The sequence below is a fragment of the Pseudarthrobacter sulfonivorans genome (assembly GCF_031454915.1).
Lineage (GTDB): Bacteria > Actinomycetota > Actinomycetes > Actinomycetales > Micrococcaceae > Arthrobacter > Arthrobacter sulfonivorans_C.
This window is the reverse complement of record NZ_JAVDRS010000002.1, coordinates 43874-68529: the sequence shown is the minus strand read 5'-3', so window position 1 is coordinate 68529 and position 24656 is coordinate 43874. Positions and strand designations below refer to the sequence as shown.

At 66.4% G+C, this 24656-nt stretch carries 16 protein-coding genes and 1 tRNA gene; 10 read left to right on the top strand and 7 right to left on the bottom strand.

What is annotated here, in order from left to right:
• Window positions 1–48 precede the first annotated feature (48 nt).
• Both J2808_RS04175 and J2808_RS04170 read right to left on the bottom strand, forming a co-directional pair.
• A complete protein-coding gene (locus tag J2808_RS04175) occupies window positions 49–642 on the bottom strand; it encodes a GNAT family N-acetyltransferase (RefSeq protein WP_309812112.1) in 594 nt (197 codons plus the stop codon).
• The gene (locus J2808_RS04170) at window positions 642–3026 is read right to left on the bottom strand and encodes a prolyl oligopeptidase family serine peptidase (RefSeq protein WP_309812109.1); all 2385 of its coding nucleotides are present in this window, start codon (window positions 3024–3026) and stop codon (window positions 642–644) included. Before J2808_RS04170 ends, J2808_RS04175 begins: the two co-directional genes overlap by 1 nt.
• Before the next feature lie 75 nt (window positions 3027–3101).
• On the opposite strand from J2808_RS04170, the gene J2808_RS04165 reads away from it, so the two are divergent.
• On the top strand, window positions 3102–5036 hold the full coding sequence (locus J2808_RS04165) for an FAD/NAD(P)-binding protein (RefSeq protein ID WP_309812106.1): 1935 nt from the start codon (window positions 3102–3104) through the stop codon (window positions 5034–5036).
• A gap of 19 nt (window positions 5037–5055) precedes the next feature.
• Here J2808_RS04165 and J2808_RS04160 read toward each other — a convergent pair whose 3' ends face one another.
• Both J2808_RS04160 and J2808_RS04155 read right to left on the bottom strand, forming a co-directional pair.
• Entirely contained in the window at window positions 5056–5760 is a 705-nt protein-coding gene (locus J2808_RS04160; RefSeq protein ID WP_309812104.1) for a class F sortase, read from the bottom strand.
• Between the two features lie 53 nt (window positions 5761–5813).
• Complete coding sequence (locus J2808_RS04155; protein ID WP_309812101.1) at window positions 5814–6905, bottom strand: ice-binding family protein; 1092 nt, start codon at window positions 6903–6905, stop codon at window positions 5814–5816.
• 764 nt (window positions 6906–7669) lie between these two features.
• Between J2808_RS04155 and J2808_RS04150 the strand changes: the two genes are divergently transcribed.
• From J2808_RS04150 to J2808_RS04130, 5 genes are all read left to right on the top strand, one after another.
• The gene (locus tag J2808_RS04150; protein ID WP_309812098.1) at window positions 7670–8794 is read left to right on the top strand and encodes an ABC transporter substrate-binding protein; all 1125 of its coding nucleotides are present in this window, start codon (window positions 7670–7672) and stop codon (window positions 8792–8794) included.
• A 3-nt stretch (window positions 8795–8797) separates the two neighbouring features.
• Window positions 8798–9688 (top strand): ABC transporter ATP-binding protein, encoded by an 891-nt coding sequence (locus J2808_RS04145; protein WP_309812093.1) that lies wholly within the window; start codon window positions 8798–8800, stop codon window positions 9686–9688.
• Window positions 9688–10602 (top strand): ABC transporter permease, encoded by a 915-nt coding sequence (locus J2808_RS04140; protein ID WP_309812090.1) that lies wholly within the window; start codon window positions 9688–9690, stop codon window positions 10600–10602. The genes J2808_RS04145 and J2808_RS04140 overlap by 1 nt, the downstream gene beginning before the upstream one ends.
• Window positions 10603–10694: 92 nt before the next feature.
• The gene (locus J2808_RS04135; protein WP_309812087.1) at window positions 10695–11672 is read left to right on the top strand and encodes a TauD/TfdA dioxygenase family protein; all 978 of its coding nucleotides are present in this window, start codon (window positions 10695–10697) and stop codon (window positions 11670–11672) included.
• Window positions 11669–13018, top strand: a complete 1350-nt coding sequence (locus J2808_RS04130; protein WP_309812083.1) for an LLM class flavin-dependent oxidoreductase — start codon at window positions 11669–11671, stop codon at window positions 13016–13018. Before J2808_RS04135 ends, J2808_RS04130 begins: the two co-directional genes overlap by 4 nt.
• A gap of 155 nt (window positions 13019–13173) precedes the next feature.
• Here the strand turns inward: J2808_RS04130 and J2808_RS04125 are convergent, their stop codons facing one another.
• From J2808_RS04125 to J2808_RS04115, 3 genes are all read right to left on the bottom strand, one after another.
• Window positions 13174–17736: an ExeM/NucH family extracellular endonuclease gene (locus J2808_RS04125; RefSeq protein WP_309812080.1), complete on the bottom strand. Its 4563-nt coding sequence runs from the start codon at window positions 17734–17736 to the stop codon at window positions 13174–13176.
• Window positions 17737–17975: 239 nt separating this feature from the next.
• Window positions 17976–18743 (bottom strand): VOC family protein, encoded by a 768-nt coding sequence (locus J2808_RS04120; protein ID WP_309812076.1) that lies wholly within the window; start codon window positions 18741–18743, stop codon window positions 17976–17978.
• A gap of 148 nt (window positions 18744–18891) precedes the next feature.
• A tRNA-Ser gene (locus tag J2808_RS04115) sits at window positions 18892–18979 on the bottom strand.
• A 109-nt stretch (window positions 18980–19088) separates the two neighbouring features.
• Here J2808_RS04115 and J2808_RS04110 point away from each other — a divergent pair.
• The 4 genes from J2808_RS04110 (at window position 19089) to J2808_RS04095 (ending at window position 24470) form a co-directional block, all read left to right on the top strand.
• A complete protein-coding gene (locus J2808_RS04110; RefSeq protein WP_309812073.1) occupies window positions 19089–20072 on the top strand; it encodes an NAD(P)H-quinone oxidoreductase in 984 nt (327 codons plus the stop codon).
• Between the two features lie 138 nt (window positions 20073–20210).
• Window positions 20211–20837: a PadR family transcriptional regulator gene (locus tag J2808_RS04105; protein ID WP_309812070.1), complete on the top strand. Its 627-nt coding sequence runs from the start codon at window positions 20211–20213 to the stop codon at window positions 20835–20837.
• On the top strand, window positions 20834–21571 hold the full coding sequence (locus J2808_RS04100) for an ABC transporter ATP-binding protein (protein ID WP_309812067.1): 738 nt from the start codon (window positions 20834–20836) through the stop codon (window positions 21569–21571). The genes J2808_RS04105 and J2808_RS04100 overlap by 4 nt, the downstream gene beginning before the upstream one ends.
• Window position 21572: 1 nt before the next feature.
• Window positions 21573–24470, top strand: a complete 2898-nt coding sequence (locus J2808_RS04095; RefSeq protein ID WP_309812063.1) for an FtsX-like permease family protein — start codon at window positions 21573–21575, stop codon at window positions 24468–24470.
• The last annotated feature ends 186 nt before the right edge of the window (window positions 24471–24656 follow it).

Sequence of the window (24656 nt, the reverse complement as noted above, 5' to 3'; positions counted from 1 at the left end):
AGCGCAAAACGGCCAACGCGGGGTCACTCCTCGCCGATGAGAGGCTGGTTATTGGGCATCGAGTGACCCCGCGTTGCTGTGCGCCGGGGAAGGAAGCGGGGGACGCAATCCAACACACGTTTCGGGCTGCGCGGGGCGGACCATCCTGATGTCGCGGAGGTTTTCCCAGTCCGTGATGGCGTCCTCGGCGCCGTCGGGCGCAAAGCCGAACCGGGTGTAGAAGCCTATGGCCTTGGCATTGTCTGCTGCGACCCACAGGCTCGCGGCGTCATTGCCCAGGGCGGCTTCGAGAAGCCGGCGGCCCAGGCCCAGCCCCTGATGCGATGCCAACAGATACAGTCCCCAAAGCTCCAGCTCGCCGGAAGACGGCGGCGGGTGGCCCTCCGGGGAACCGGGAGCGGGCAGCCGGCGGATGCCCGCGAACCCGACTACCGTGCCGTCGTGGCACGCTGCCCAGGCCTCGGCGGGTTCCGGCCGGTCAAGCAGTTGGCGCCACAGTGCCAGCCGGCCTGCCGGATCCACTGCGGCCAGGAAAGCGTCGGACAGCATGCCGCGGTACGTCTCCTGCCAGCAGCGGAAATGGACTTCGGCCAGCCGTTCCACATCAGCAGGGACGGCCCGCCGCACGGACAACTCCGGCATCAGCCGCCTGCCAGGGTCCGCCACAGGAAATGCTGGCTGCGGGCCTGGAGAGCGGCGGCCTGCCGGTTGTCCGAGGCTCCGGCGTGGCCACCCTCCAGCGCCTCGTGGAACCAGACATTCCGGATGCCCATGGCCTCCATGCGGGCGGCCATCTTCCGGGCCTGGACCGGGCCCACCCTGTCGTCGGACGTAGCTGTCCAGATGAAGGTTTCGGGGTACTCCACGCCGTCCTTGAGCAGGTGGTACGGCGAGAACGTCTTGATGTACTCCCATTCCTCCGGCACGTCCGGGTCACCGTATTCGGCGATCCAGGAGTGCCCTGCCGAGAGCCTGGTGTACCGTCGCATGTCCAGCAGCGGAACGCCACAGGAGACGGCACCGAAAAGCTCCGGATAGCTGGTGAGCATGTTGCCCACCAGGAGCCCGCCGTTGGACCCGCCCACGCAGCCAAGCCGCTCACGGGAGGTGACGCCGCGGGACACGAGGTGCTTGGCCACGGCCGCGAAATCCTCGTAGGCCCGGTGCCGGTTTTCCTTCAAGGCAGCCCGGTGCCAGCCCGGCCCGTATTCGCCACCGCCGCGGATGTTGGCCACCACGTAGACACCGCCGCGGGAGTACGGCGCCTCTCCTGCGACGCCGGTTGCCGTGGTCCGCCGCTCCAGCCAGGCCCTGCCCACGGTCCCGCTGTAAGCGGGGGTGCGGGAGACTTCGAAGCCGCCGTAGCCGGAGAGCTGTGTGGGGTTCTGGCCGTCCAAGACCAGGCCGCGGGAGGCCACCTGGAAGTACGGGACCCGCGTGCCGTCCGCGGACACGGCAAAGTGCTGCTGCACTTCGTAGCTGGCGTCATCAAAGAACGACGGCGATGCCTTCACTTCCGCGTGCCGGCTCACCACGCCGGCGCTCACCGCACCAGTGCCCGCCCCGGCGCTCCCGGAACCAGTGATCCCGGAATCTGAGCTCCCGGAAGCAGCGCGCTCCAGCGTGCCGCGCATCAGCGTGCTGGGGGTGGTGAACCCGCTGGCGACCAGCCAGAAATCGTCGCCGGCACCGCCGTCGGCAGGGCTTTCATCCTCATCGTCCACGGCATAGGCGTTGACGTCGTGCAGCGGCGGGCAGGCGTCCAGCAGCGAGGACGCCCAGGCGCCTGCAGCGGCCTCACCGGATGCGGGTCCGCCGGATGCGGTCCCACCGGATACAGCCTCGCCGGATGCAGCCCCTCCGGACCCGGCCGGCCCGGACGCTGGCGCGGCGGGATCCAGCACCCGGATTTCGGACGAGACGTCACGCAGGAGGTTCAGCAGCAGGAAATTCCGGGTCCAGCTCCACGACTGCAGCGAGGTGTGCGCATCCGGCGTGAAGAGCACCAGGAGGTCCCGTGAACCGGCGAGGTAGTCGTCGAATCTGGCGGCCAGCAGGGACCCGGCCGGGTACGTCATGCCGCCAACAGCCCAGTCCTGCTGCGGCCTGAAGAGGAGCCATTCACGGTGGGCGCTGAGGTTGACGTCGGTGGGTGCTTCGATCTCCACCCAGGAGTCCTCGGCCCGGAGGAACGTGCTGCGGTTGTAGAAGTCGATGTAGTCCACGGCGAACGTGCGCTCGAAGCCGGGAGTGGAATCATGGGCCACCACGGCCAGCATGTGGTCTTCCGGGACCTCGAACAAACGCGGAGCGGCGGCGAGGGCCACACCGCGCCGCAGGGTGACGGCCGTCCGGGCGTAGGAGGAGGCCGTCGCGGGCAGACCCTCCGCGGTGGAGGCGACCAGCAGCGTATCCGCGTCCAGCCACGACACGTTCCCCTTCGCCGTCGGAAGGTCAAAGCCGCCCGCGGCCGGGTCCACAAAGGTGCGGGTGTCGACGTCGAACTCGCGGTAGCGGTTGGCGTCGCCGCCGTCGGGGGAGAGCGCCACCAGCGCCAGCCGGTAGCGTTCCCCGGCGGCCGGGCGCAGGAAAGTGGCCCCGTGGAACACCCATTCGACCCCTTCCGCGGCGGCCAGCGCGTCCACGTCCAGCAGGACATCCCATTCGGGGGAATCGGTGAGGTAGCTCTCCCACGTGGTGCGGCGCCACAGCCCCTTCGGGTTCGCCTGGTCCTTCCAGAAGTTGTAGTACCAGTCGCCGCGCTTTCCCACCATGGCGATCCTGTCCGTGGAGTCCAGGACCTCCAGAATGCTGCCTTCCAGGGCCGCGTAGTCGGCGTCCTCCAGGAGGTCCTCGGTGCGGGCGTTCTGCTCCCGGACCCAGGCCAGCGGTTCCTCTCCGTAAATTTCCTCCAGCCAGACGTTCTCATCGGTGGGCTCCGGGGCAACCGCGGACGAGGAGGCCCCGGAAGAGGAGGTGTTGGCGGACGATGAACCGGGCGCTTGATCAGCTGCAGTGGTGGTCATGCGCCCCATCCAAACAACATCTGCCCGCAGCAAGCAAGTCAAGCGTCCAAGGCCCGTGCCGATACTCTGTATGCCGTGGGTAAATCGACGAGCATCCGGGTAGCCATTATCGGCGCAGGCCCCCGGGGTACCAGCGCGCTGGAGCGCCTGCTCGCCCACGCAGCCGCCCAAACCGGCCCCGTGTCCCTCCATATCGATGTCGTCGACCCCTACCCGGCAGGTCCGGGGCACGTGTGGCAGCCCGGGCAGTCCCGGCTGTACCTCATGAACACCCAGTCGTTCTATCCCACGGTCATTCCGGAGGATCCCCGGCTGGCTCCGCCCCTTGCCGGCGCCACGTTCGACCGCTGGCGTGCCCAGCAGCAGCTCGACCCGTTGCCCTTCCTGACGCCGGACGAGCTCGCTGAACTGAAAGCTTTGGGGTCCCGGGACTTTCCCAGCCGTGCCCTGTACGGCCGGTATCTGCGCTGCACCGTGGCGGACCTCCTGGAACAGCTGCCCGACGGCGTCACCGTCGTTTTCCACGAAACGGAGGCTTTGTCGGCGCGTGCGGCAGCAGACGGTGGTACCGCGTTTGACGTCGGACTTGCCGGCGGCGCTTCCCTCGCGGCAGACTCCGTGGTCCTGGCTTTGGGGCACATTCCATCCAAGCTCAACATCGAGCAGCGCGAGCTAAAGGCGTCAGCCACTCAGCTGGGCCTGCGCTACTTCCCGCCGGCCGTGCCCGCGGATGTGGACTGGTCCACCATCCCGGCGGGTGAACCGGTCCTGGTCCGGGGCATGGGTCTGAACTTCTTCGATGTGATGGGCCAGCTCACGGAGGGGCGCGGCGGTAAGTTTGTCGACGCCGGACCCCGGCTCGAGTACCAGCCCTCCGGCCGGGAGCCCCTGATCGTCGCCGCGTCCCGCCGCGGTACCCCCTACCGTGCCAAGGCCGCGCTGGACGGCTACTACCCGTCGTCGGTCACGCTGCGCTACCTCACGGAAGCCACGCTGCGCCGGTTCGAGACTGCAGGAATCCGCCCGGGCTTCGACCACGATCTCTGGCCGCTGCTGCACCGCGACACGCTCTGGGCTTACTACTCCACGCTGGTGCGTTCGCAGCCAGGGGCGGTTCCTGACCAGGCGGCGTTCCTGGACGACCTGGACGAGGCACTTCGCCCCCACGCCCACAGCTCGACAAACTGGGAAGACGCGGTGGAAAGCGTCCTGGCCGTGCACGTCGGGCCACGGCACCGGCTGGACCTGCTGGGCCTTGCCTCTCCCTTGTCCGGGCGGTCGTTTGCCTCGCGCGCGGAACTGGACGCCGCCGTCGTCGATTACCTCCTTGATGACGCACGCCGTTCCGCGCTGGGTGAGCAGGATCCGGTGAAAATGGCCATCGGGGCGCTGCACCACGGGCGCGCAGTACTGAAAACCGCAGTGGCCGACGGCGGCATCACCGATGAGTCCTGGGTTGCCGGACTTCGTGGCTGGTTCGAGTCGTTTGTGGAGGGCCTGGCCAGCGGACCGCCCGCGCTGCGTTCAGAGCAGCTGGCCGCCCTGGCGCGCGCCGGAGTGGTCAGCTTTGTGGGGCCCGATCCCCGGTTCAGCGTGGACCGCCGGGCGGGCCGGTTTACCGCTGTTTCGCCGTGGGTGGGCAGTCCGCCATTGACGGCCACCACGATGGTGGAGGCTTTGGCGCCCGGCAACCGGGTGGCCGTCAATGATTCACCGCTCCTGCAGCAGCTCCTTGCGGACGGCATGGTGCGCCCCCGGCTGATGATGTCGGCGGAGGGTGCCCCCGTTCAGGCGACGGGGCTGGACGTCATGCCACACCCGTACCGCCCGGTGGCAGCCAACGGCTCGGTGAGCGAAGGGCTGTACGTGCTGGGCCTGCAGTTGTCCTCGAGCCAGTGGGGCACAGCCATCGCTGCGGAAGCGATCCAGCCAGGGGGCCCGTTCTACGCCAGCGGGCAACGGACCCTGCGCGACGCCGACGAAATCGCGCAGGCCGTCCTGGGCTACTGACCCGGCCGTCTTGACGCGCCTAGCCGCCGGCGTTCAGCGGACTGGCTTCGATGATGATGTTCGTTCCCCAGAGATCGGCCGTGTAGCAACTGACCAGGACAAGTCCGCCCGGCACTTTGGTCCAGATATGGCTGTCCTTGAGCGTGTTCTTGTTTTCGGTGCTGATCGCATGGACCTGATAAAGCTGTGGGCCGTCGGCAGTGGTGATGGTCAGCTGATCGCCAACCTCGGCCAGGGAGCTGAAGTTGTTAAAGGCCGAGTCGAGGACATCTGAGCTGTGCCCCACAATATAGGTGGTGTTGGTCGACCCCGGCCCCGGACTGCCGTAGGCAGTGAGCCAGTAGGCTTTCAGCGTCTGCGGCGGCGTAAGGGATCCGGTTCCGCTTTCCTGCTCGGTTGATGAGAGCGGAAGCACGGCCTGGTCCATTCCCGCGGCCGGGTAGCGGATATGCGTTGGCGTACGGACCACCTCGGTTGCCGGGGAGATTTTGGTTTCGGGTGTGCTGAGGACCTGTTGGTTGATCACGGGAAGGTCCTGTTCCGGAGCGGAAGCTTTCGGTTGCAACGGGTCAAGGGCAATGGTGGCAAGGGTCAGCACCGATACTCCGAGCAGCTTCTGCACAGTCAGCAGCCTGCCCCGGCGTGAGCCGGGGCAGGCCGGCGCTGCGGAGCCGATGCGGCGCCGGCCGGTAGTGAGCCGGTGACGGCCCGCTAACCGCACCATTGTCCGCTGCCTGGGAAAGTGGCCGCGGTGCCAACCCGCCGTTGATGACTGATTTAGCCGACCCGGCGTCTGGCTGGGATCAGCAGAGTCCAACCGAGATAAATCGCGGCAGCCAACGCGATGAGGGCTGCTGCCACGCCGGCAAGCCGTGCCGGAGTTTCCTGTGCAGCGTGGGCGGCGGAGTCTATGTTCACGCCGCTGTTTCTGGCCGCCCCTTCGCCGGTGTCAGCCAGCGGAGCGTCGTTCGCCGGCGTCGTTGTTGAGGTTTCAAGCGGCGCAACAGCCGCAGGTGTGGTGGACGGCGTGGTGGTGGACGGCGAAACGGTGTCGGTCGCCGTCGCGGTTTGCGTGGCTAAAGCGGTGGTTGTTTGCGTCGCGGTGACGGTGCTCGTCTGTGTCGGCGTGACAGTGGTCGTCTCGGTCGGCGTTACCGTCGCTGTCGCTGTCCCGGTGGGAGTGGTGGCGCAGCCGGGGGCGAGGAACACGTTTGTATCCAGGGTGACGGCGCCGTTACGGGCCAGTGCCCGGCCTTCAATGGTGACACCGGTGGTGACTGAGATGGACGTCAATGCCATGATGTTGCCCTTGAAGCTGGTGCCGGTTCCCAGCGTTGCGGAGCTGCCCACCTGCCAAAAGATATTGCAGGCCTGCGCACTGTTCGTCAGAACGATGCTGCTTCCCGACGCGGTAGTCAGTGTTGAGCCGGCTTGAAAGATGAAGACGGAGTTGGCATTGCCTTGCCCGTCGAGCGTCAAGGCCCCGTTAACGGCCATCGCCGAGCCCGCAGTGTAGACGCCGGGGAGCAGCGTCTCGCTGACCAGGACGCCTACAGAGGCGCTGGAAGGCCGCCCGGCCGCATCGTTGTAGGCAATGGTGAGATCCGACTGTGCCTGCGCAGCGTGGGCATCGGCGGAATGCAGCGTGCCCGTTGTCTGACCTGGCGGGAATCCGGTGATCGCAGTTCCTGGGCTCACACCAAGGTCTCGGTTGAGGACGGTAGGACCGGTGTTCGTGACAGTTTGCCCGCCGAGGACCGCGTAACTCCCCGCGGTTCCCAGCCCCACTGGGGCATCCGCAGCGTAGGCAGGGGTGAGGCCTGCCAGCCAGGCAAACAGCGCGACGACAGTGGCCGCGGCGCCTATCATCGTGGCTGCTGCGCGCCGAGTTCTGGTCCTGCGTTGGTCGCACCTGTTTATGGACAGAGAATGTTTCACGGTGTTGCCTTCCCCCATGGGACAACTGCCCCCGAAGCTCAAAGTTGAAGTCTGGATGGAAGCCCAGCATGCGAAGTCGGCAGGCTGTAGTTCGAATCTGTCCACCGGACTGAAAGGAGCCGCGAGACCTGCGGCGAAGATCTAGTTCGACTGCTGAGACAGGCATCGCCGAAGTGGTGCGGCTTGGGCCGCCACTCGGAGCGTACGCCCAAAAACATGCGGGGTCCACACTAAAACAGGCTTTAATAAAGCAAATTTATTTAATCCAATTCCCGCAGGCCCGTACGGAAATATTTGCAGGTCTTCTACAGCACAACGTCAGGGTCTGAGTCCTACGACTTGACTCCACCCGCAGGTGCGGTTCCGATGCCGCCTCCAGGAGCGGGCAGACATGTCACTGCCGGCCTCCGGATGAGTCTTCTTGTGTCCGGTCATGACGGCGCGTTACCTGGTGCCTTTCCCCGGACGACGTAGCGTTTCGCCCCGCGTCGCGCTAAGGGACATCAAGGCGAAACACTACGCCGCGCGGCAGTCCGTTACCCGGGATTTCTCGTTATTTCGTGCCATTTCCCGCCGTTTCGCGCGGTGAACGACGCCCTGTTGCCGCCGCATTTTCTCTGTTCTAGTGGTTGCCACAAGCCAGCCGGCCCGGACCCCACCACCGCCGGTTTTCCCCAGCTCAGAAAGATTCCGCCATGAAAAACCGAAATCCAACCGCACAAACGGCACGCCCCGAAGGTCAAACTGCAGGGAAGGCTGCACGCAGGACTGCAGGCATCGCAGCTGCCGTAGCCACCCTGGCGCTCTCACTGGTGCTGACCGGTTGCGGCGGCACAGCGACGGCCCAGTCCGGTGCCAACGGCAGCAGTACCGGTGGCGCCGAGGTGAAGACAGTGAGATACCAGGGGTCACCCAACACCGTCGCCCTGCTGGAAGTCGCAGAAGACCTCGGCTACCTCGGCGACGTCAAGCTCGAGTGGGTCAGCAACACCACCAGCGGTCCACAGAGCATCCAGTCCGTCGCCACCGACCAGACGGACATCGGGGGAGCCTTCACCGGTGCCGTGATCAAACTGATCGAGGCCGGCGCCCCCGTCCAGGCTGTCATCAACTACTACGGCGAGGACAAGGAGACCTTCACCGGTTACTACGTTGAGGAAGGCAGCCCCATCCGGACGGCGAAGGACCTGATTGGCAAGAAGGTCGCCGTGAACACCCTGGGCGCCCACCACGAAGCCGTGATCACCACCCACCTGAAAAACAGCGGGCTTACCCCCGAAGAAATCAAGCAGGTCCAGCTCGTGGTGGTTCCGCCGAACGAAACCGAAGTTGCCCTCCGGAAGAAACAGGTCGACGTCGGGACGCTCGGCGGGGTGCTCCAGGACAGGGCGCTCGCCGAGGGCGGCATCCGCGCCCTGTTTACGGATACCGGGGTGATCGGTGGCCCGTTCGACGCAGGCCAGTACGTCCTGCGGAAGGACTTTATCGCCAAGAATCCGGAAACCAGCCGCACCGTGGTCACGGGGGTGGCCAAGGCCATCGAATGGGAGCGCACCACCCCACGCGAGCAGGTCATCGCCAAGTTCGAGGAAATCATCGCCAAACGCGGCCGCAACGAAAGCACGGAGGCGCTGAAGTACTGGAAGAGCGTGGGCGTGGCCTCCACCGGCGGCCGGATCCAGGACACGGACTTCACCCGCTGGGCCGACTACCTGAAGTCGGCGGGCATCATCACCGGCGAGCTGGACACCAAAAAGCTCTACACCAACGAGTTCAACGGCCTGGCAACCACTGACGCTGCACCAACGTCGAAAGGATAGGCGATGACCGCCAAGATCAGTCTCCAAAACGTCACCAAGGAATTCACTGTCCGGTCAGGCAAGGGCTCGGGCAAAAGCCTCCGCCGCCAGGAGGGGCCCTCCGTCCTCACAGCGCTGGATGACCTCACCCTGGATGTGGCCGACGGCGAATTCCTCGCCCTCGTTGGCCCCAGCGGCTCCGGCAAAACCACCCTCCTGGATCTGCTCGCCGGGCTGTCCCGCCCGACATCCGGGCAGGTCCTGGTGGACGGCAAGGAGGTGACCGGGCCGGGCCAGGACCGCGCCGTCGTCTTCCAGCAGTACGCGCTGTTCCCCTGGCGCACGGCGTCGGCCAACGTCTCCATCGGCCTGGAAAACACCGGACTGTCCAGGAAGGAAAGGGCGGCGAAAGCCAGCGAGTTCCTCGATTTGGTGGGCCTCGCAGGGTTCGAGGACCGGTACCCGCACGAACTGTCCGGCGGTATGAAGCAGCGCGTGGCCATTGCAAGAAGCCTCGCCTATGAGCCGGACATTCTGCTGATGGACGAGCCGTTCGCTGCGCTGGACGCGCAGACCCGCGAACAGCTCCAGGACGAGCTCCTAAGAATCTGGAAGGCCACCGGTAAGACCATCGTGTTCATCACCCACGGGATCGATGAGGCGGTCTACCTCGGCCAGCGCGTGGCGGTGCTCAGCGCCCGCCCCGGCCGGCTTAAGGAGATCGTGAACATCAATATCCCCGACCGCGACGGCGACGCGGACATCCGCTCGCATCCGGCCTTTGTGGAACACCGCCACCAGGTCTGGTCTCTCCTGCACAACGAGGTCCGCCTGGCCCAGGATTCCGGCCACCGGAAGATCCTCCCGGACGGTACCGCCCCCGACGAACAGCCCCTGGAAAGGAGTGCCGCCTGATGAGCACTGTGTTGACCCGACCGCAAGAGGCGGCTGCCGCCGTCGACCCTTCACTGGACTCTGGTTTGCAGCAGTCCGGACCCTCCCGCAAGGAACGCGGCCAACGCCCGACGGCGGCGGGAAGGCTGAGTGCCTTGACAGGCGTCGCCGGCCGGGCCGGCTGGAAGTCGCTCGCGGTGCTGCTTTTCCTGGCGCTGTGGGAATTCGGCCCGACATATCTGGCCAGCCCGGCCACACGGGTGTTCCTGCCGCCGCTGCACGAAGTGCTCGCCGCCGGCGCGAAGCTCTTGGAGAACGGGCAACTGCAAAGCCACCTGCAGGCCAGCCTGACCCGCTCGGCGTCCGGCTTCGGGATCGCCGTGGTGTCCGCCGTTGTCCTGGGGCTCCTGATCGCGTGGTACGGCTGGCTGAATTCGTTCCTGAACCCGCTGCTGGAGCTCTTCCGCAACACTGCCACGCTGGCCCTGCTGCCGGTATTCACGCTGCTGCTGGGCATCGGCGAGGAATCAAAGATCACCATCGTGGCCTACGCTGCGTTTTTCCCGGTCCTTCTGAACACCATCGCCGGCGTGCGGACCGTGGACCCGCTGCTGATCCGGGCGGCGAAGTCGCTGGGGCTGAACAGCTTCCGGCTCTTCCAGAAAGTGATCCTGCCGTCCGCCGTCCCCACGATCTTCACCGGGATCAGGATGGCCGGAACCTCGTCCATCCTGGTGCTGATCGCCGCCGAAATGGTGGGTGCCAAAGCCGGGCTGGGTTACCTGATCGTTAATTCCCAGATGAGCTTCCTCATCCCGGACATGTACGCCGGCATCCTGACCGTCTCGGTCCTGGGCCTCCTGGTCAACGTCCTGCTGGTGGCACTGGAACGGCACTTCTCCAGCTGGCGAACCGCCGTCGGCTCCACCTCCTAGCCACCCAGCCTTCTGAGGCGCCCCTTGTGAACCGCCCCTTTCCGAACTTCCTTTTCTGACCGACCCTTCTGAAACTGCAAAGGAACCATCCCATGACTGCCATCACTGAAACCAATGTCCTTACTGAAACCAAGCTCGAATTCACCAAGCTGGGCTCCCGCATCGGCGCAGAAATCCGCGGACTGGACCTCAGCGCAGACCTGAGCGAGGACACCGTGGCGCAGATCCGCGCCGCCCTGAACGTCCACAAGGCCCTGGTCTTCCGCAACGCCAACATCCGCACCGACGAGGACCAGGTGCGCTTCGCCAGCCGCTTCGGCCCGCTCACCAAGGCCCACCCCACGGTGGCCTCAGTGGACGGCAAGCCCGCTGTCCTGCCCGTGGACAGTGAAAACGGCAGCGCCAACAACTGGCACACGGACGTCACCTTTGTGGTCAACCCGCCCCAGGCCTCAACCCTGCGCAGCATCACTCTGCCGGCCTACGGCGGCGAAACCCTGATCGCGTCCTCGGCCGGTGCCTACCAGGACCTGCCGGCGGAACTGCGGAACTTCGCGGACACCCTCTGGGCCATCCACACGAACGACTACGACTACTCGGTGCCGAAGAACCTGGAGCACGCCAACGCCGACGAACGGCGCAAGGAATTCACCAGGATCCACTTCGAGTCCGCCCACCCCGTGGTGCGCGTCCACCCGCTGACAGGGGAACGGGGCCTCTTTATCGGCGGCTTCGCCCAGCGCCTACGGATCGTGGGCCTGTCCAACACCGAGTCCAAGGACATCCTGCGGCTCCTACAGGCCTACGTCACCCGGCCGGAAAACGTGGTGCGCGTGAACTGGGAGCCGGACCAGCTGGTGCTCTTCGACAACCGCATCACCCAGCACTACGCACCGGCCAACTACGACGACCAGCCCCGCCAGCTGAACCGCGTGACCATCGCCGGCGACATTCCCCGCGGATTGGACGGCCGCAGCAGCACCTCCATCAAGGGCGACTCGTCCGCCTACTCCGAGACCGTCGTCGTTCCTGAAACAGCTGCTCCTGAAGCTGCCGGGGTCCACGCGTGAGCGCGGCCAGCGGCCCCCGCCAGCTGCACCTGAACGCTTTCCTGATGAGCACCGGCCACCACGAGGCATCGTGGCGGCTGCCGGAGAGCAACAGCCGCGCAAGCACGGACGTGGCACATTTCCAGCGTCTGGCGCAGACGGCCGAGCGCGGGAAACTTGATTCGATCTTCTTCGCCGATTCGCCGGTGCTGCACGGGAACGTGGGCCAGCGGCCGTACACCAGCCTCGAACCCACGGTGCTTCTCGCCGCCATCGCAGCGGTCACCGAGCGGATCGGGCTCATCGCCACCGCCTCCACCACCTACAACGAGCCCTACAACCTGGCCCGGCGCTTTGCCTCCGTGGACCACATCAGCGGCGGCAGGGCAGGGTGGAACGTTGTGACCACGGCGGGCGACGCTGCCGCCCGGAACTTCTCCCTGGCCGGCCAGCCTGCCCACTCGCAGCGGTATGAGCGGGCCGCGGAATTCCTGGACGTGGCGAAGAAACTCTGGGACAGCTGGGACGATGACGCAGTGGTGGCGGACAAGGGTGCCGGAGTGTGGGCAGACAGTTCCCGCGTGCACGCCGTCAACCATGAAGGGCGGCATTTCCAGGTGGAAGGCCCGCTGGATGTCCCCAGGTCCGCCCAGGGTCACCCCGTCATCATCCAGGCCGGCTCCTCCGAGAACGGCAAGGACTTCGCGGCCCGGTACGCGGAGGCGGTATTCACCGCGCACCAGACCCTGGCCGATGCGCAGGACTTCTACGCCGACCTGAAAAAGCGGACGACGGCGGCGGGCCGGGATCCGCAGTCCATCAAGATCCTGCCGGGTATTGTTCCCGTCATTGCGTCCACGGAGGCCGAAGCTTTGAAGCTGGAGCGGGAGCTGGACGCACTGATCCTGCCAGAACACGCCCGCCGGCAACTCGCCAACGTCCTGCGGGTTGCCCCCGAATCGCTGAAGCTGGACGCCCAGTTGCCGGCCGATCTCCCGTCGGAGGACGAGATCGAGGGCGCGAAGAGCCGGTACACGCTGATCGTGAACCTGGCACGCCGTGAACAGCTCACGGTGCGCCAGCTGATCGGCCGGCTGGGCGGCGGCCGCGGGCACCGGACGTTCTCCGGCACCCCGGAGCAGGTGGCGGACGCCATCCAGGACTGGTTCCAGGCGGGCGCAGCGGACGGCTTCAACATCATGCCGCCCGTGCTGCCGTCCGGCCTGGAGATCTTCGTGGACCAAGTGGTTCCCATCCTCCAGGACCGCGGGCTGTTCCGCCGCGAGTACACCGGCCGCACGCTCCGGGACCACTTTGGACTGGCAGTCCCGGCCAACTCCTTCGAGCGAATCCCGCAATCCGCTTAGACCAGCGTGGGCCCACGCCTTAAGTGGCATGGGCCCACGCCCGCAGGGTTCCCTGACCGAGCTTGCGAGGTTAGGGTGCGGGTGGGGACATTTCGCCGGATATTCCCTTCGGAATGGGCGATACGTGACCCCGCGTTGGTTTCAGTTCGAGGCGGTTAGCCGCGCAGGCACTGCTGGTACTGGATCCAGGCGATGCCGTAGTGGAGCCAGCCCAGGACGTCGTACCACTTTTTCGGCGGCACGGGGGCCGTGCAGGCCGGCGCAACAGGTCCGCTGGCGCCCACCTGCACCGCGGTTTTCACCACCGTGGCGGACTCGGCAGCGGTGAGCACCAAAGTTCCGGCTCCGGCAGCGGCGCCTGCCGGAACAGCCAGCTCCACCACGGCGCGGCCGGCTGAAACAGGCACTGTGCCAAGGTCCGTGGTGGCTCCTGCGCTGTCGGTGAATGCCGCGGCCAGGGAGGTGTTGACCGGGCTGCCCAGGGAGGTCAGGTCCAGCTTGCTGACCGTCAAGGTCATGGCATCGCCGGGCTTGACCTCGGCGGCCGTGGTGTTCAGCACGGCCACGGTGCGGCGGGCGAAATCCGGTGACACCGGGTTGTGCCCCTGCAGGTACTTAATCCAAGCGTCGCGGTCCACGAGCCCGGAGTCGCGGGTGCCGGTTCCGTCCTTGAAGATCCGGAAGTTGTCACCGCCGGTGGCCAGGAAGCTGAACGTGCCGATCCGGTAGGACTTCGCCGGGTCGATAAGGGCACCATCCACCCGGATCGAGGTGATCCGGTCACCTGCGGCGCGGGCGGCGTCGTAGGTGTAGTTGACGTTCTTGGACAGGCCCAGCTGCTGGTACGCGCGGCTGGGAACCGTGCCGTCGGCGTTGGTCTGCCACTGCTGCTCCAGCAGCGTCTTGAACTGCGCACCGGTCAGGGACGTGGTCCACAGGTTGTTCACGAACGGCAGCACCGAGTTGGCTTCCGCGTAGGTGATGGTCCCGTCCGGTGCGTAGTACAGCTCGTTGCGGAGGCCGCCGGGATTGACGACGCCGATCTCCGCACCGCCGAGGTCAGCGGGACTCAGCGAGTCGCGCAGGGAGTCGGCCACGAGGTTGCCCAGAGTGGATTCGCTGGCACGGTCATCGCGTTTGGCCGGTCCGCCTGCGGGGTCCGCCGAGAAGGCGGTGGTGATATCAGCGGTGAGCGCGCCCACCGGCTGGTTGCCGACTTCGGCTGCGGCCGCGAGGGCCTTCTGCACGATCGCATCGACGGCCGCCACCCGCGGGTAGGCCGTCTTCAGCTCATCGACCGGGCGGGTGGTCCGCTTGACGTTGCCCGCCGTGTAGGCCGTGACCTGCTTGCTGGCGGTGTCGACGGTGAGTTTGATCTGGCCGATGTTCTCGCCGTAGTTGCCGGTCTGGACGATCGGACGCGTCTTGCCCGCTGTTCCGGGGACCGGAGCGTCCCAGGCGTATTCCTTATGCGTGTGGCCGGTGAAGATGGCGTCCACGTCGGCGGAGGTTTCGGTGACCAGCTTCGCGAACGGTCCGCCGGCTGCCACTTCCTGCTCCAGGGTGGCGCCCTCAGGGGTGCCGGACCCGGCGCCGTCGTGGTTTTCCACGATGATCACGTCGGCGAGGTTCTCTGCCGTGATCTTGGCCGCCACGCGGTTGATGGCGTCCACAGGATCGCCGAACTCAAGATCGACAATTCCGGCCGGTGTTACCAGTGACGGGACTTCCTGGGTGACGGTGCCGATGACGGCAACCTTCACGCCGTCCATCTCCAGGACCGTGTACTCCGGCAGGACCGGTTCGGTGGTGCCCTTCCTGTAGACGTTGGCGCCGAGGTACGGGAACGTGGCGTTGCTGCCGCCGGCAATGACGCGGTCGCGCAGGTCCGCCCAGCCGCCGTCGAACTCGTGGTTGCCCACGGTGGACGCGTCCAGCTCCAGGGCGTTCAGGACGTCGATGGTGGGCTGGTCCTTGGCAACGGCCGAGGCGAACAGCGACGCCCCGATGTTGTCGCCCGCGGACAGGAAAGCGGTGGCGCCGGGTGCGGACGCACGCAGCTCTTCGACGGTCCCCGCGAACAGGACGGTGTTGGAATCGATGCGGCCATGGAAATCGTTGATGCCCAGGAAGTTCAGCTCAACGCTGGCCGGGGTGACCGGGCCGGCGGGCAGGTCCAGGCCAACCACCACAGGATCGTGGTCGCTGGCGCGGAACTGGTCCGGCGCATAGTAGTTGGTCACATTGTTGTTATACCTGCTGTACTCCAGCGCCACGGACTCCACGGAGTTGATGTTCCAGATGTCGGCGCCGGTGACTACTGCATCGGCGGCCGGGGAAGCGAGAATGTGGTCCAGCGAACCCACCAGCCCGCCGAAAAGGTAGGAGTGCTTTGCCGAGCCGTCGGCGTTTTTGGCCTTGGCATCCTGGTTGACGTAGCCGGCTTCCGTGAAGACATTCATCGGGTCTTCGTGGGCGTAGGCGTTGAAGTCGCCGATCAGGAACACCTTGTTGGTGCCCTTGTCGGCCTGCAGCTTGGTGGCGAAGTCCAGGAGTGACTTGGCCTGGGCCGAGCGGGCGAGATTGGACGCACCCTGGCCCTTGTCGGTGTCCGACGGGTCAGCCGGAGGCGGGGAGCCCTTGGACTTGAAGTGGTTGGCGATGGCGATGAACGTCTTGTCATCGGCTGCCCCCACCGGTTTGAAGGCCTGGGCGAGTGGCTTGCGGGCACTGGCGAAGGCCACAGTGTCGTTGTGGATGACGGATTCGCCCACCGGTTCGGCCGCGGCCTTCTTGAAGATGAATGCGGTGCGGATCATGTCTTCATCGGCCAGCGGGGGAGCGTTGGCGGGTGTGCGGACGTAGTCCCAGATGCCGGGGGTGGCGATGTTGAGCGCCTCCACCAGTTTGGCCAGGGCGTCGTCGCGGTTTTTGCCGAACTGTGCCGAGTTTTCGATCTCCATGAGGGACACAACGTCGGCGCCGGACTTGGTGATGGCGGCGACGATTTCGTCCTGCTGCCGGAGGAAGTTCTCTGCGTTGGCGGCGCCGCGGGCGTCGCAGCCGCTCCGCACGGTGATCGGGTTACCGTTGCGGTCCTCGTAGAATGTGCAGCCGGCGAGCTGGTCGCCGGTGGTGGGGAAGTAGTTCAGCACGTTGAAGGAGGCGATCCTCAGGTTTCCGCCCACCTTGGCGGGAGCCTCCGTGCGGGTGGCAGCGAAGCTCGCCGGCTGGACGGCGCCCCTGTTGGCCTCGGTGAGGTGGCTCAGCGGCTGGAATTTCCAGGCGTTGTTGGCGTAGCTGAGCACCACGTTGGTGGTGAAGGTCACCGGGGAGCCGACGCGGACAGGGTCCTTAGCCGTCAGGTACGGCAGCACCTGGGCCTTGGTGCCGGCGTCGCGGAGGAAGTTGGTAGTGGAGCCGTCGTCGAGCTTGATGCCGCGGGCGGCGTTGTCCGCCACGGCGGCGTCATACCCCGCCGAGCCGTAGGGCGCGACGGCGGTGGGCTGGACCAGTGTGGTGGTCCCGCCTGCGAGCCCGATTTCGCCGTACTGGTTCAGCGAGTAGTTGTCGGTCACGGTGACCGGACCCTGCGGGGCGAGCAGCATGCCTTCGAGTGTTTCGCGGAAGGTTTCAGCGGCAGGCAGCGTGAAGTTGGTGGCCTTGACCTCCGGTGCAGCGTCCGTGAGCTTGGCGAGGCCGGCGGCGTCCGCCACGCTGACCTGGGTCATGCCGAGGTGCTCGGACACCGTGCCGGTGACTTCGACGAAGTCGCCGATCTGGACGGAACCCGCTGTGGCGGGGGAGTACACAAAAACAGCGTCCGACGCCGTGTGGCTGGCCGGGTTGATGTCGCCGCCGGTCCCGGGGGTCTGGACGTAGTAGCCGGCGAAACCGCCGGTAGGGAACGCCGCGGTGACCTTGCCGCGGGTGGTCACCGTTGAGCCTGCAAGCGGGCTGGCGGCGCCGGTGCCCTGGATTTCGCCGATGGTTTTCGCGCCCGGTGCCGGGTCAGGATCGGGCGTTGGGTCGGTTGGCGGATCAACGGGCGGGTCCACGGTGCCGCCGGCCGGCGTGGGGGTAATGGCCGCGTTGAGCGCGAAGTCGGCGGCGTTGGTGTTGCTGTCCGCGGCATTGGCGCGGTTCAGGCTCTTGACGTCCGTGTTGACGGTCGGGGCCTTCGCAGCTTGCGTTTCGAACGTATTCGAGGTGCCGTAGCCCAGCAGGTCAGCCACGCCGGCCGCCTCGATGACGGGACCGGTGGCCAGGCCCGTCAGAGCGGTGGCCTGCTTGGCCAGGACGATCGTCCCGTTTTGGCCTTGGAAGTTCAGGCTGGAGTTCACGGCATCCGGCGCCGGAAGGTCCGCGCCGTTCGCGCCGTTGCTGCTGCCCTGGACCAGGTAGTGGCCCTTGGCGGGAATGGTCCCCGACAATGCCGCAACTCCGGTGGGAGCAGCAACGCCGGTGGCCGGACGGTATTGGAGTGACCAGCCGTCCAGGGAAACCGGAGTATCGGACGTGTTGTACACCCCGACGAACTTATTCTTGTAGGCCGCACCGGCACTGCCGCCGCTGAGGTACGCCTCGTTGATCACAACGGGCGACGTTCCGGCGGCAGGTGAGACCTCCGCAGCGGCGGGGACGGCTGCCAGCGGGGCGGCGATGAGCCCCACTGACAGGGCTGTGCCCAGCGCTAGTTTCCAAGGTTTGTTGTGCATCCGCTCTTACTTTCATAGGGGTGTCCCGGATAGGGGACCCGATGGAATGTTGTCCGGGTTGTACCTACGGACTGGACCGGACTCCGCTCCTGGTCAAGTGGTGTCCGGCAAAGCAAAACAGCACCGAATGAACGCAGGGTTGATGGCGTGTGCATCCGGTGGAACGTGCATGCGGCAAACAGTACCGGCCGGTAGCTTTTTTGGAAGCTGCCGGCCGGTAATTCGTCGAGGGAACTTCCTTAGGCAATGATTTTGAACATCGCTCCGGTGGGGTCGGCCAGTGAGGCCAGCCGTCCAAACGGCGAGTCCTCGGGACCATCCAGAACCGTGGCTCCCAAAGAAACAGCCTTCTCAATCGAAGCGTCGGCGTCTTCCACGTTGAAGTAGATCTGCCAATTGGACGGAACCTCGGCGGGAAGGTAACCCGAGGCGTCCATGATGCCCGCTTTGGCGGAATCCCCGGCGCCCAGGGTGGTGTACCGGAACTCAGGGCTATCGCTCATAACATCCGTGTCCCAGTTGAAGACGTTCTGGTAGAACTTCACGGCGGCGTCGTAGTCCTTGGTGTGCAGCTCATGCCATGCGGCAGCGCCGGGCTCGGCCACGAGTTCATACCCGCGCATTTCGCGGGGCTGCCACACGCCGATGGCCGCGCCGGAGGCATCTCCGAACAAGGCCATGTGGCCCTGCTCCGGTACGTCCATGGGTCCCATGTACACCTGGCCGCCGTTGGCAGTGACCGATTCCGCGGTGGCCGCAGCGTCATCTGAGCGGAGGTAGGTGGACCAGATATCCGGCATGCCGGCCTGCTCCTCGTCCTTCTGCATGAGGCCGGCCACGGTCTTGCCGTTCTTCCGGGCGGTGGTGTAGCCGCCGTACTTTTCTTCATCACCGGTCTCGTACTCCCAGCCGAAGAGTTCGCCGTAGAACTGGCGGGCTTTGGCGATATCCGATGTCATGAGGTCGATCCAGCAGGGTGCGCCGGGGGTGATCTCGGGTGCAGGCATAGTGGACTCATTTCTGTTGAGGGATGGCAACAGAAATGACCCTATGCCCGGGCCCCGACAGTTTCAATGGTTGGGGCTCCGCCCCGGAAAGTCCCGGAAACGAAGAAGCCCCGGTCCGCCATAAGCTGGCAAACCGGGGTTCCATTCGCGGAAGGTAAGAGATTCGAACTCTTGGTACGGGGTTACCGCACACTAGTTTTCAAGACTAGCTCCTTCGGCCGCTCGGACAACCTTCCCTACCGAGTAGTGTTTCATAGGCAGTTGGCTGCAACAAAACAGAGTCTGCCGTGCGTCCGGTGCACACTGGTTCTGGGGCACGAATCAGCTAGAAAACGGGAGTACTCCATGAAAGCCATCTACATTGCAGAACCCGGTGGTCCGGAAGTGCTGGAAGTCCGTGAAGTGGACGCTCCGGTGCCCGGCCACGGGGAGGTGCTGATCGACGTCGTCGCCGCCGGCCTGAACCGCGCGGATGTGCAGCAGCGCCGGGGCTTTTACCCGCCGCCGCCCGGTGCCTCCGAGATTCCCGGGCTGGAAGTCTCCGGCCGGATCGCCGGCTTCGGTCCCGGCGTCACCAAGGCGTTCTCTGTGGGTGACAAGGTGGTGGCACTGTTGGCCGGCGGAGGCTACGCGGAGAAGGTAGCCGTGCCGGCGGAGCAGGTCCTGAGGATCCCCGACGGCGTTGACCTGGTCACTGCCGCGTCCCTGCCGGAGGTGGCGGCCACGGTGTACTCGAACCTGATCATGACGGCACAGCTGCAGGCGGGCGAGACTGTCCTGATCCACGGCGCCACCGGCGGGATCGGCACCATGGCCATCCAGATGGCCAAGGCCTTCGGCGCCAAGGTGGCCACCACCGCGGGGTCGGACGAGAAGGTTGGCACCGCCAAGGCCTTCCTGGGGGCGGACATCGCCATCAACTACAAAGAAGAAGAATTTCCGGACAGCCTGCGCCGGCAGAACGGCGGCAAGGGAGCCGACGTCATCCTGGATGTGGTGGGTGCCAAATACCTGGGGAAGAACGTTGACGCACTGGCCGACTACGGCCGGCTCGTGGTCATCGGGCTGCAGGGCGGTGTTAAGGGCGAGCTTGATCTCGGCCAGCTCCTGCGGAAGCGCGCTGCCGTGGTGGCAACAGCGCTGAGGCCGCGCCCGGTTGAGGAGAAGGGCGCCATCATGAACGCGGTGCGTGAGTCCGTGTGGCCGCTCATCACTGACGGCAGGATCCGTCCGCTGGTGGCCAAGACTTTCCCGTTGGACCAGGCCAGTGCCGCGCACGAGTACTTCGATAGCGGGGATCACGTGGGGAAGATCCTGCTGGTCATGTAGCGGCGGCAAGGCAACAGGCCTCGGTAAATACTGAGTATTGCTTCCACCTGCGCGCTGGGCTAGTCTCGCTATATACGCAGTATGCACGCGTCTTGGGGGTCCGTGCATGCCGAAGCTCACGCCCCCGCCAGGAGTGACATGTCTATCCGCCACAGCCTCCTCGCCCTGTTGCAGGACCAGCCGCGTTACGGCTACCAGCTCCGGGTTGAGTTCGAGAACCGCACCGGATCCACCTGGCCGCTGAACATTGGGCAGGTGTACACCACACTGGACCGCCTGGAACGCGACGGCCTGGTCAGCAACGATGGCAGCGACGGCGAAGGCCACGTGGTCTACAGCATCACCGCGGCCGGCAAGGCAGAGGTCCAGGGCTGGTTTGCCGCCCCCGTGGAAAAGGCCAATCCTCCACGCAATGAACTGGCCATCAAGCTTGCGCTCGCCGTGACGCTTCCCGGCGTGGATGTGCAGGCAATCATCCAGGCCCAGCGGGTGGCCTCCATCCGGGCGCTGCAGGACTACACCAAGTCCCGGCGGGACACTGCCGCCACCCAGCGGTCGGCGGACACGGCCTGGCTGCTGGTCCTGGATTCGCTCATCTTCCAGACGGAGGCGGAGGTCCGCTGGCTGGACCTGTGCGAGGCGCGGATGGTGCAGCAGACGCAGAACGCAGGCCAGGGCTCCAACGGCCTGGGCACAACACGTAAATCGTCCAACGGGGTCACCACGGAAGAGGCTGCCCCGCTCACCGCGGAAACACGCCGGTGAGCGTCCAGGGGCCCCAGCAGGTCCTGGAACTCGCCAAGGTCAGCAGGACATTCGGTGAAGGGGCGACGGCGGTGGCCGCGTTGCGCGAGGTTGACCTCACCATCAGCGCGGGCGAGTTCGTCGCCGTGATGGGACCGTCCGGTTCCGGGAAATCCTCCCTCCTGGCGCTGGCCGGGGGACTGGACCGGCCGACGTCGGGCGGGGTCTTTGTGGAGTCGACGCCCCTTGGCGGGCTGGGACTTAACGAACTCGCCCGGCTGCGCCGCCGCGCCGTCGGCTACGTCTTCCAGGACTTTAACCTCGTGCCCACCCTGACCGCTGCCGAAAACGTGGCCCTTCCGCTGGAGCTGGACGGGACCGTCGCCCGGAAGGCGCAACGCCAGGCTCTGGACGCGTTGCGCCAGGTGGGCATCCCGGACCTCGCGGACCGCTTTATGGACCAGATGTCCGGCGGGCAGCAGCAGCGGGTGGCCATTGCCCGGGCCATCGTGGGTGAGCGGCGGCTGATCCTGGCCGATGAACCCACGGGGGCCCTGGATTCGACCACCGGCCTCGGCGTGATGGAAGTGCTCCGCAGCCGGGCGGACGCGGGTGCGGCAGTCATGCTGGTGACCCATGAGGCCCGGCACGCCGCCTGGGCAGACCGTGTGGTTTTCCTTCGGGACGGCCGGATCGTGGACCAGGCAGCTGCCATGCACGATCCCGCAATGCTGCTCGCGCAGGCTGGCTACTGACATGGCGCTGAGCCTCACCCCGGCACCCGGTGGGCGCCGGCGTTCATTCCGCGTGGCCGTGCGGATGGCCCGGCGCGATATCCGCCGCCACAAAGGACGTTCGCTGCTGATCGCCCTGCTCATCCTGCTGCCGGTGGCCGCCATGACGGGTGCGCTCACGTTGTTCGAGAGTACCCGGGAAACCGCCGCCGAACGGGTCGAATACCAGCTCGGCACCACACAGGCGCGCTATCGGGCCATGGCCGTGCCCAACGGCACCATGGTCCAGGATCCGGTGGACGAGACCCGGATTAACTCCACGAACTGGGACAGCGACCCCGACTTCACTTCGAAGGACCCCAGGGAGCTGGTTCCAGCGGGCTACACCGTGCTCACCGAGGCGGACCTCGAACTCACGGCCGCGTCGGGGGCAGCGGACCTGCCGCTTCTCGGCCGCGCGGTGGATGCACTGAATCCTGCCTTCACCGGAAAATTCACGTTGCTTCAGGGCAGGGCGCCCGCCGATGACACCGAAATCCTGGTATCGCCGGGGCTCTTGGAGCGGTTCGCGCTGGAACTGGGGGAGAAGCTGCCCACCTCGGCCGGAACATTCACCGCGGTGGGGACTCTTCGCGACGCCGGCTATTCCGACAGCAATTCCATCGCCTATCTCCGGCCCGGGCAGGGCACTGTGGCGAGCCGTGACCAGGTGCCCTCCGCAGCTCCGGCTGCCGCGGCTGCATCCATCAACTCCACGCTGTACTACCTCGTGGGCGCCGAACCGGTGACCTGGAGCCAGATCCGGGAGGCCAACGCTGCGGGGGTGGCCGTGCTCTCCAGATCGGTGGCACTGAATCCGCCGCCGGCAGACCAGCGCGGGGCGGACAACCTGGCGGCAGGATCCAATTCGTCCATCCCGTTGGCGGCCTACGCCGGCGGAGCGCTCCTCGGCGCGCTGGCGCTCCTGGAAGTGGGCCTGCTGGCCGGCGCCGCTTTCGCTGTCGGTGCCAAGGGCCAGGTCCGCGAGCTGGCGCTGCTGGCCGCAACCGGCGCTGAGACACCCACCGTCCGCTCCGTGGTGATGGCAGCTGCCCTCTGGCTTGGCGGCATCGGTGTCGCTGCCGGCGCTGTGGTGGGACTCGCCGCCGCCGGCGCGGTGGTGATGGTGGCGCGCCTGAACGGCTCGGTCCGTTTCCCGGGGTTCCATCCGGACGCACTGCTGACGGTGCTGGTCATGGCCATGGGCTTCGCCGCCTGCCTGCTGGCCGCACTGGCTCCCGCACGGCAGGTGGCACGTCAGGCGGTGCTCGGCGCCCTGAAATCGGGCCGGTCACCACAGACTGCCGGCCGGGCGCCCACAGTATGGGGTTGGGCGCTCCTGGGCGTCGCGGTTGCGGCGTTGGCGGCCGGCACGTGGTTAGCGGTCACCAGCGAAGACCCGGATGTTTTTATCGCCCGCACTCCGGTCATCGCCTGGTTGCTGCTGGGCGGGGCCGTCCTGGGCGTCACGGCCCTCGTGCTGCTCACGGGCACCGTGGTGGCTCTTCTGGCCAGCCAAGCCGGCCGTCTCCCCTTGGCCGGGCGCATGGCCGCCCGCGACTCATCCCGGAACCGCAGCCGGACGGTTCCTGCTGTTGCCGCGGTCCTCGCGGCGGCAACCCTGGCCAGTGCCGCCATGGTGCTTGCCGCCAGCCAGCAAGCGAACGAACAGCAGAACCACCAGTGGTCAGCATTGAAGAATCAGGCTGTTTTGCCGCTGTTTGCCGGTCAGCCCATGCTGGCTGACGGAACGTCGCCGGAGCCGGTGCAGATGGATCCGGCCACAGTGGTTTCGGCCTTGGATGGGGCCTTGGACACTGTCGAATGGACCCACGTCCTGCGCACGCCTGCCATCCGGAACTGTGAGATGCGCCCGGAACTCGAAGCTGGGACGACGGCCCAGACGCCGGCGTCGAGTTGCCTGCAATACTCGCTGGCAACGCCGGAAGGCAACGAATGTCCCATGTCTGCCGGCCAACGGGTCCTCGATCCGGATGACTGGCGTTGCCAGGGAGCGATGCGTCCGTACCCGACCCAGGGAAGCATCGACTCCATCGTGGTCGGAACGGCGGAGGACGTGGAACGGCTGTTTGGAAAGGCGCCGACGGCGGAAGCCCGGGACGTGCTGGCGGCGGGCGGCATGGTGGTCGCCAACCCGGTGTTCGTCCGCGACGGACAGGCGTCCTTGGTGGCCCATGATGTGCGCAAGCCCCAGCCTTCGGTTCCCGCCTCAACAGCATTCCAGGGGTTCCAGGAGACGGGCCGCACGGTCGTGGCGGCCGCCGTGGTGGAGCCGGAGGTCCCGGTGCAGTATTTCGGCGTGGTGTCCCCGGAAGCTGCGGCGGCGGCCGGGATGCGGGTGGACAACAGCGCCCTGCTGGTCCAGCTCAGCGTCTACCCTGGTGCCGCCCAGATGGACAAAGTCACCTCGGCTTTAGCCGGGATCTACAAGAACCGGTACGCGTCCATGCACGTGGAGCGTGGCGCAGAACGGGACTCATCCCTGATCCTCTGGTCCATCGTTGGCCTGGGGGCGCTGATCACCCTCAGCGCCGCCGGCATCACCACCGGGCTGTCCATGGCGGACTCGCGGAAAGACCACATCACCCTGGCCGGCGTAGGTGCTGCCCCGCGGCTGCGCAAGGCGCTCGCAGGTTCCCAGGCGCTGATGACCGCCGGCCTCGGAACCGTGCTGGGGAGTGTTGCCGGGATCATCCCCGCAGTCCTGCTGGTGACAGCCACAGGACTGGCGCGTACCGCCGTCGTGCCTTGGCTGCAACTCGCGGCGCTGCTGGTCGCAGTGCCGTTGACCGGTGCAGCCCTCGCCTGGCTGTTTACGCGGGCCAAGCTGCCAGTGTCCCGCCGGGAAATGGGGACCTGACCAGCCCCGGGGCGAGGCAGCAGCCGAAATCCGTTACAAAGTTGGGCCTTTTCCATTGGCGGCGGCAGGCCTACGGTGGGAGGCATGAGGTCCGTCACTGAGCGCCTCCAGCCTGCCGTTCACCGCATGTACACACGGCGCTGGCGCGGGGCCGCAGTTGCGGCGGTGCCGCGTTGGTAGGGTGCC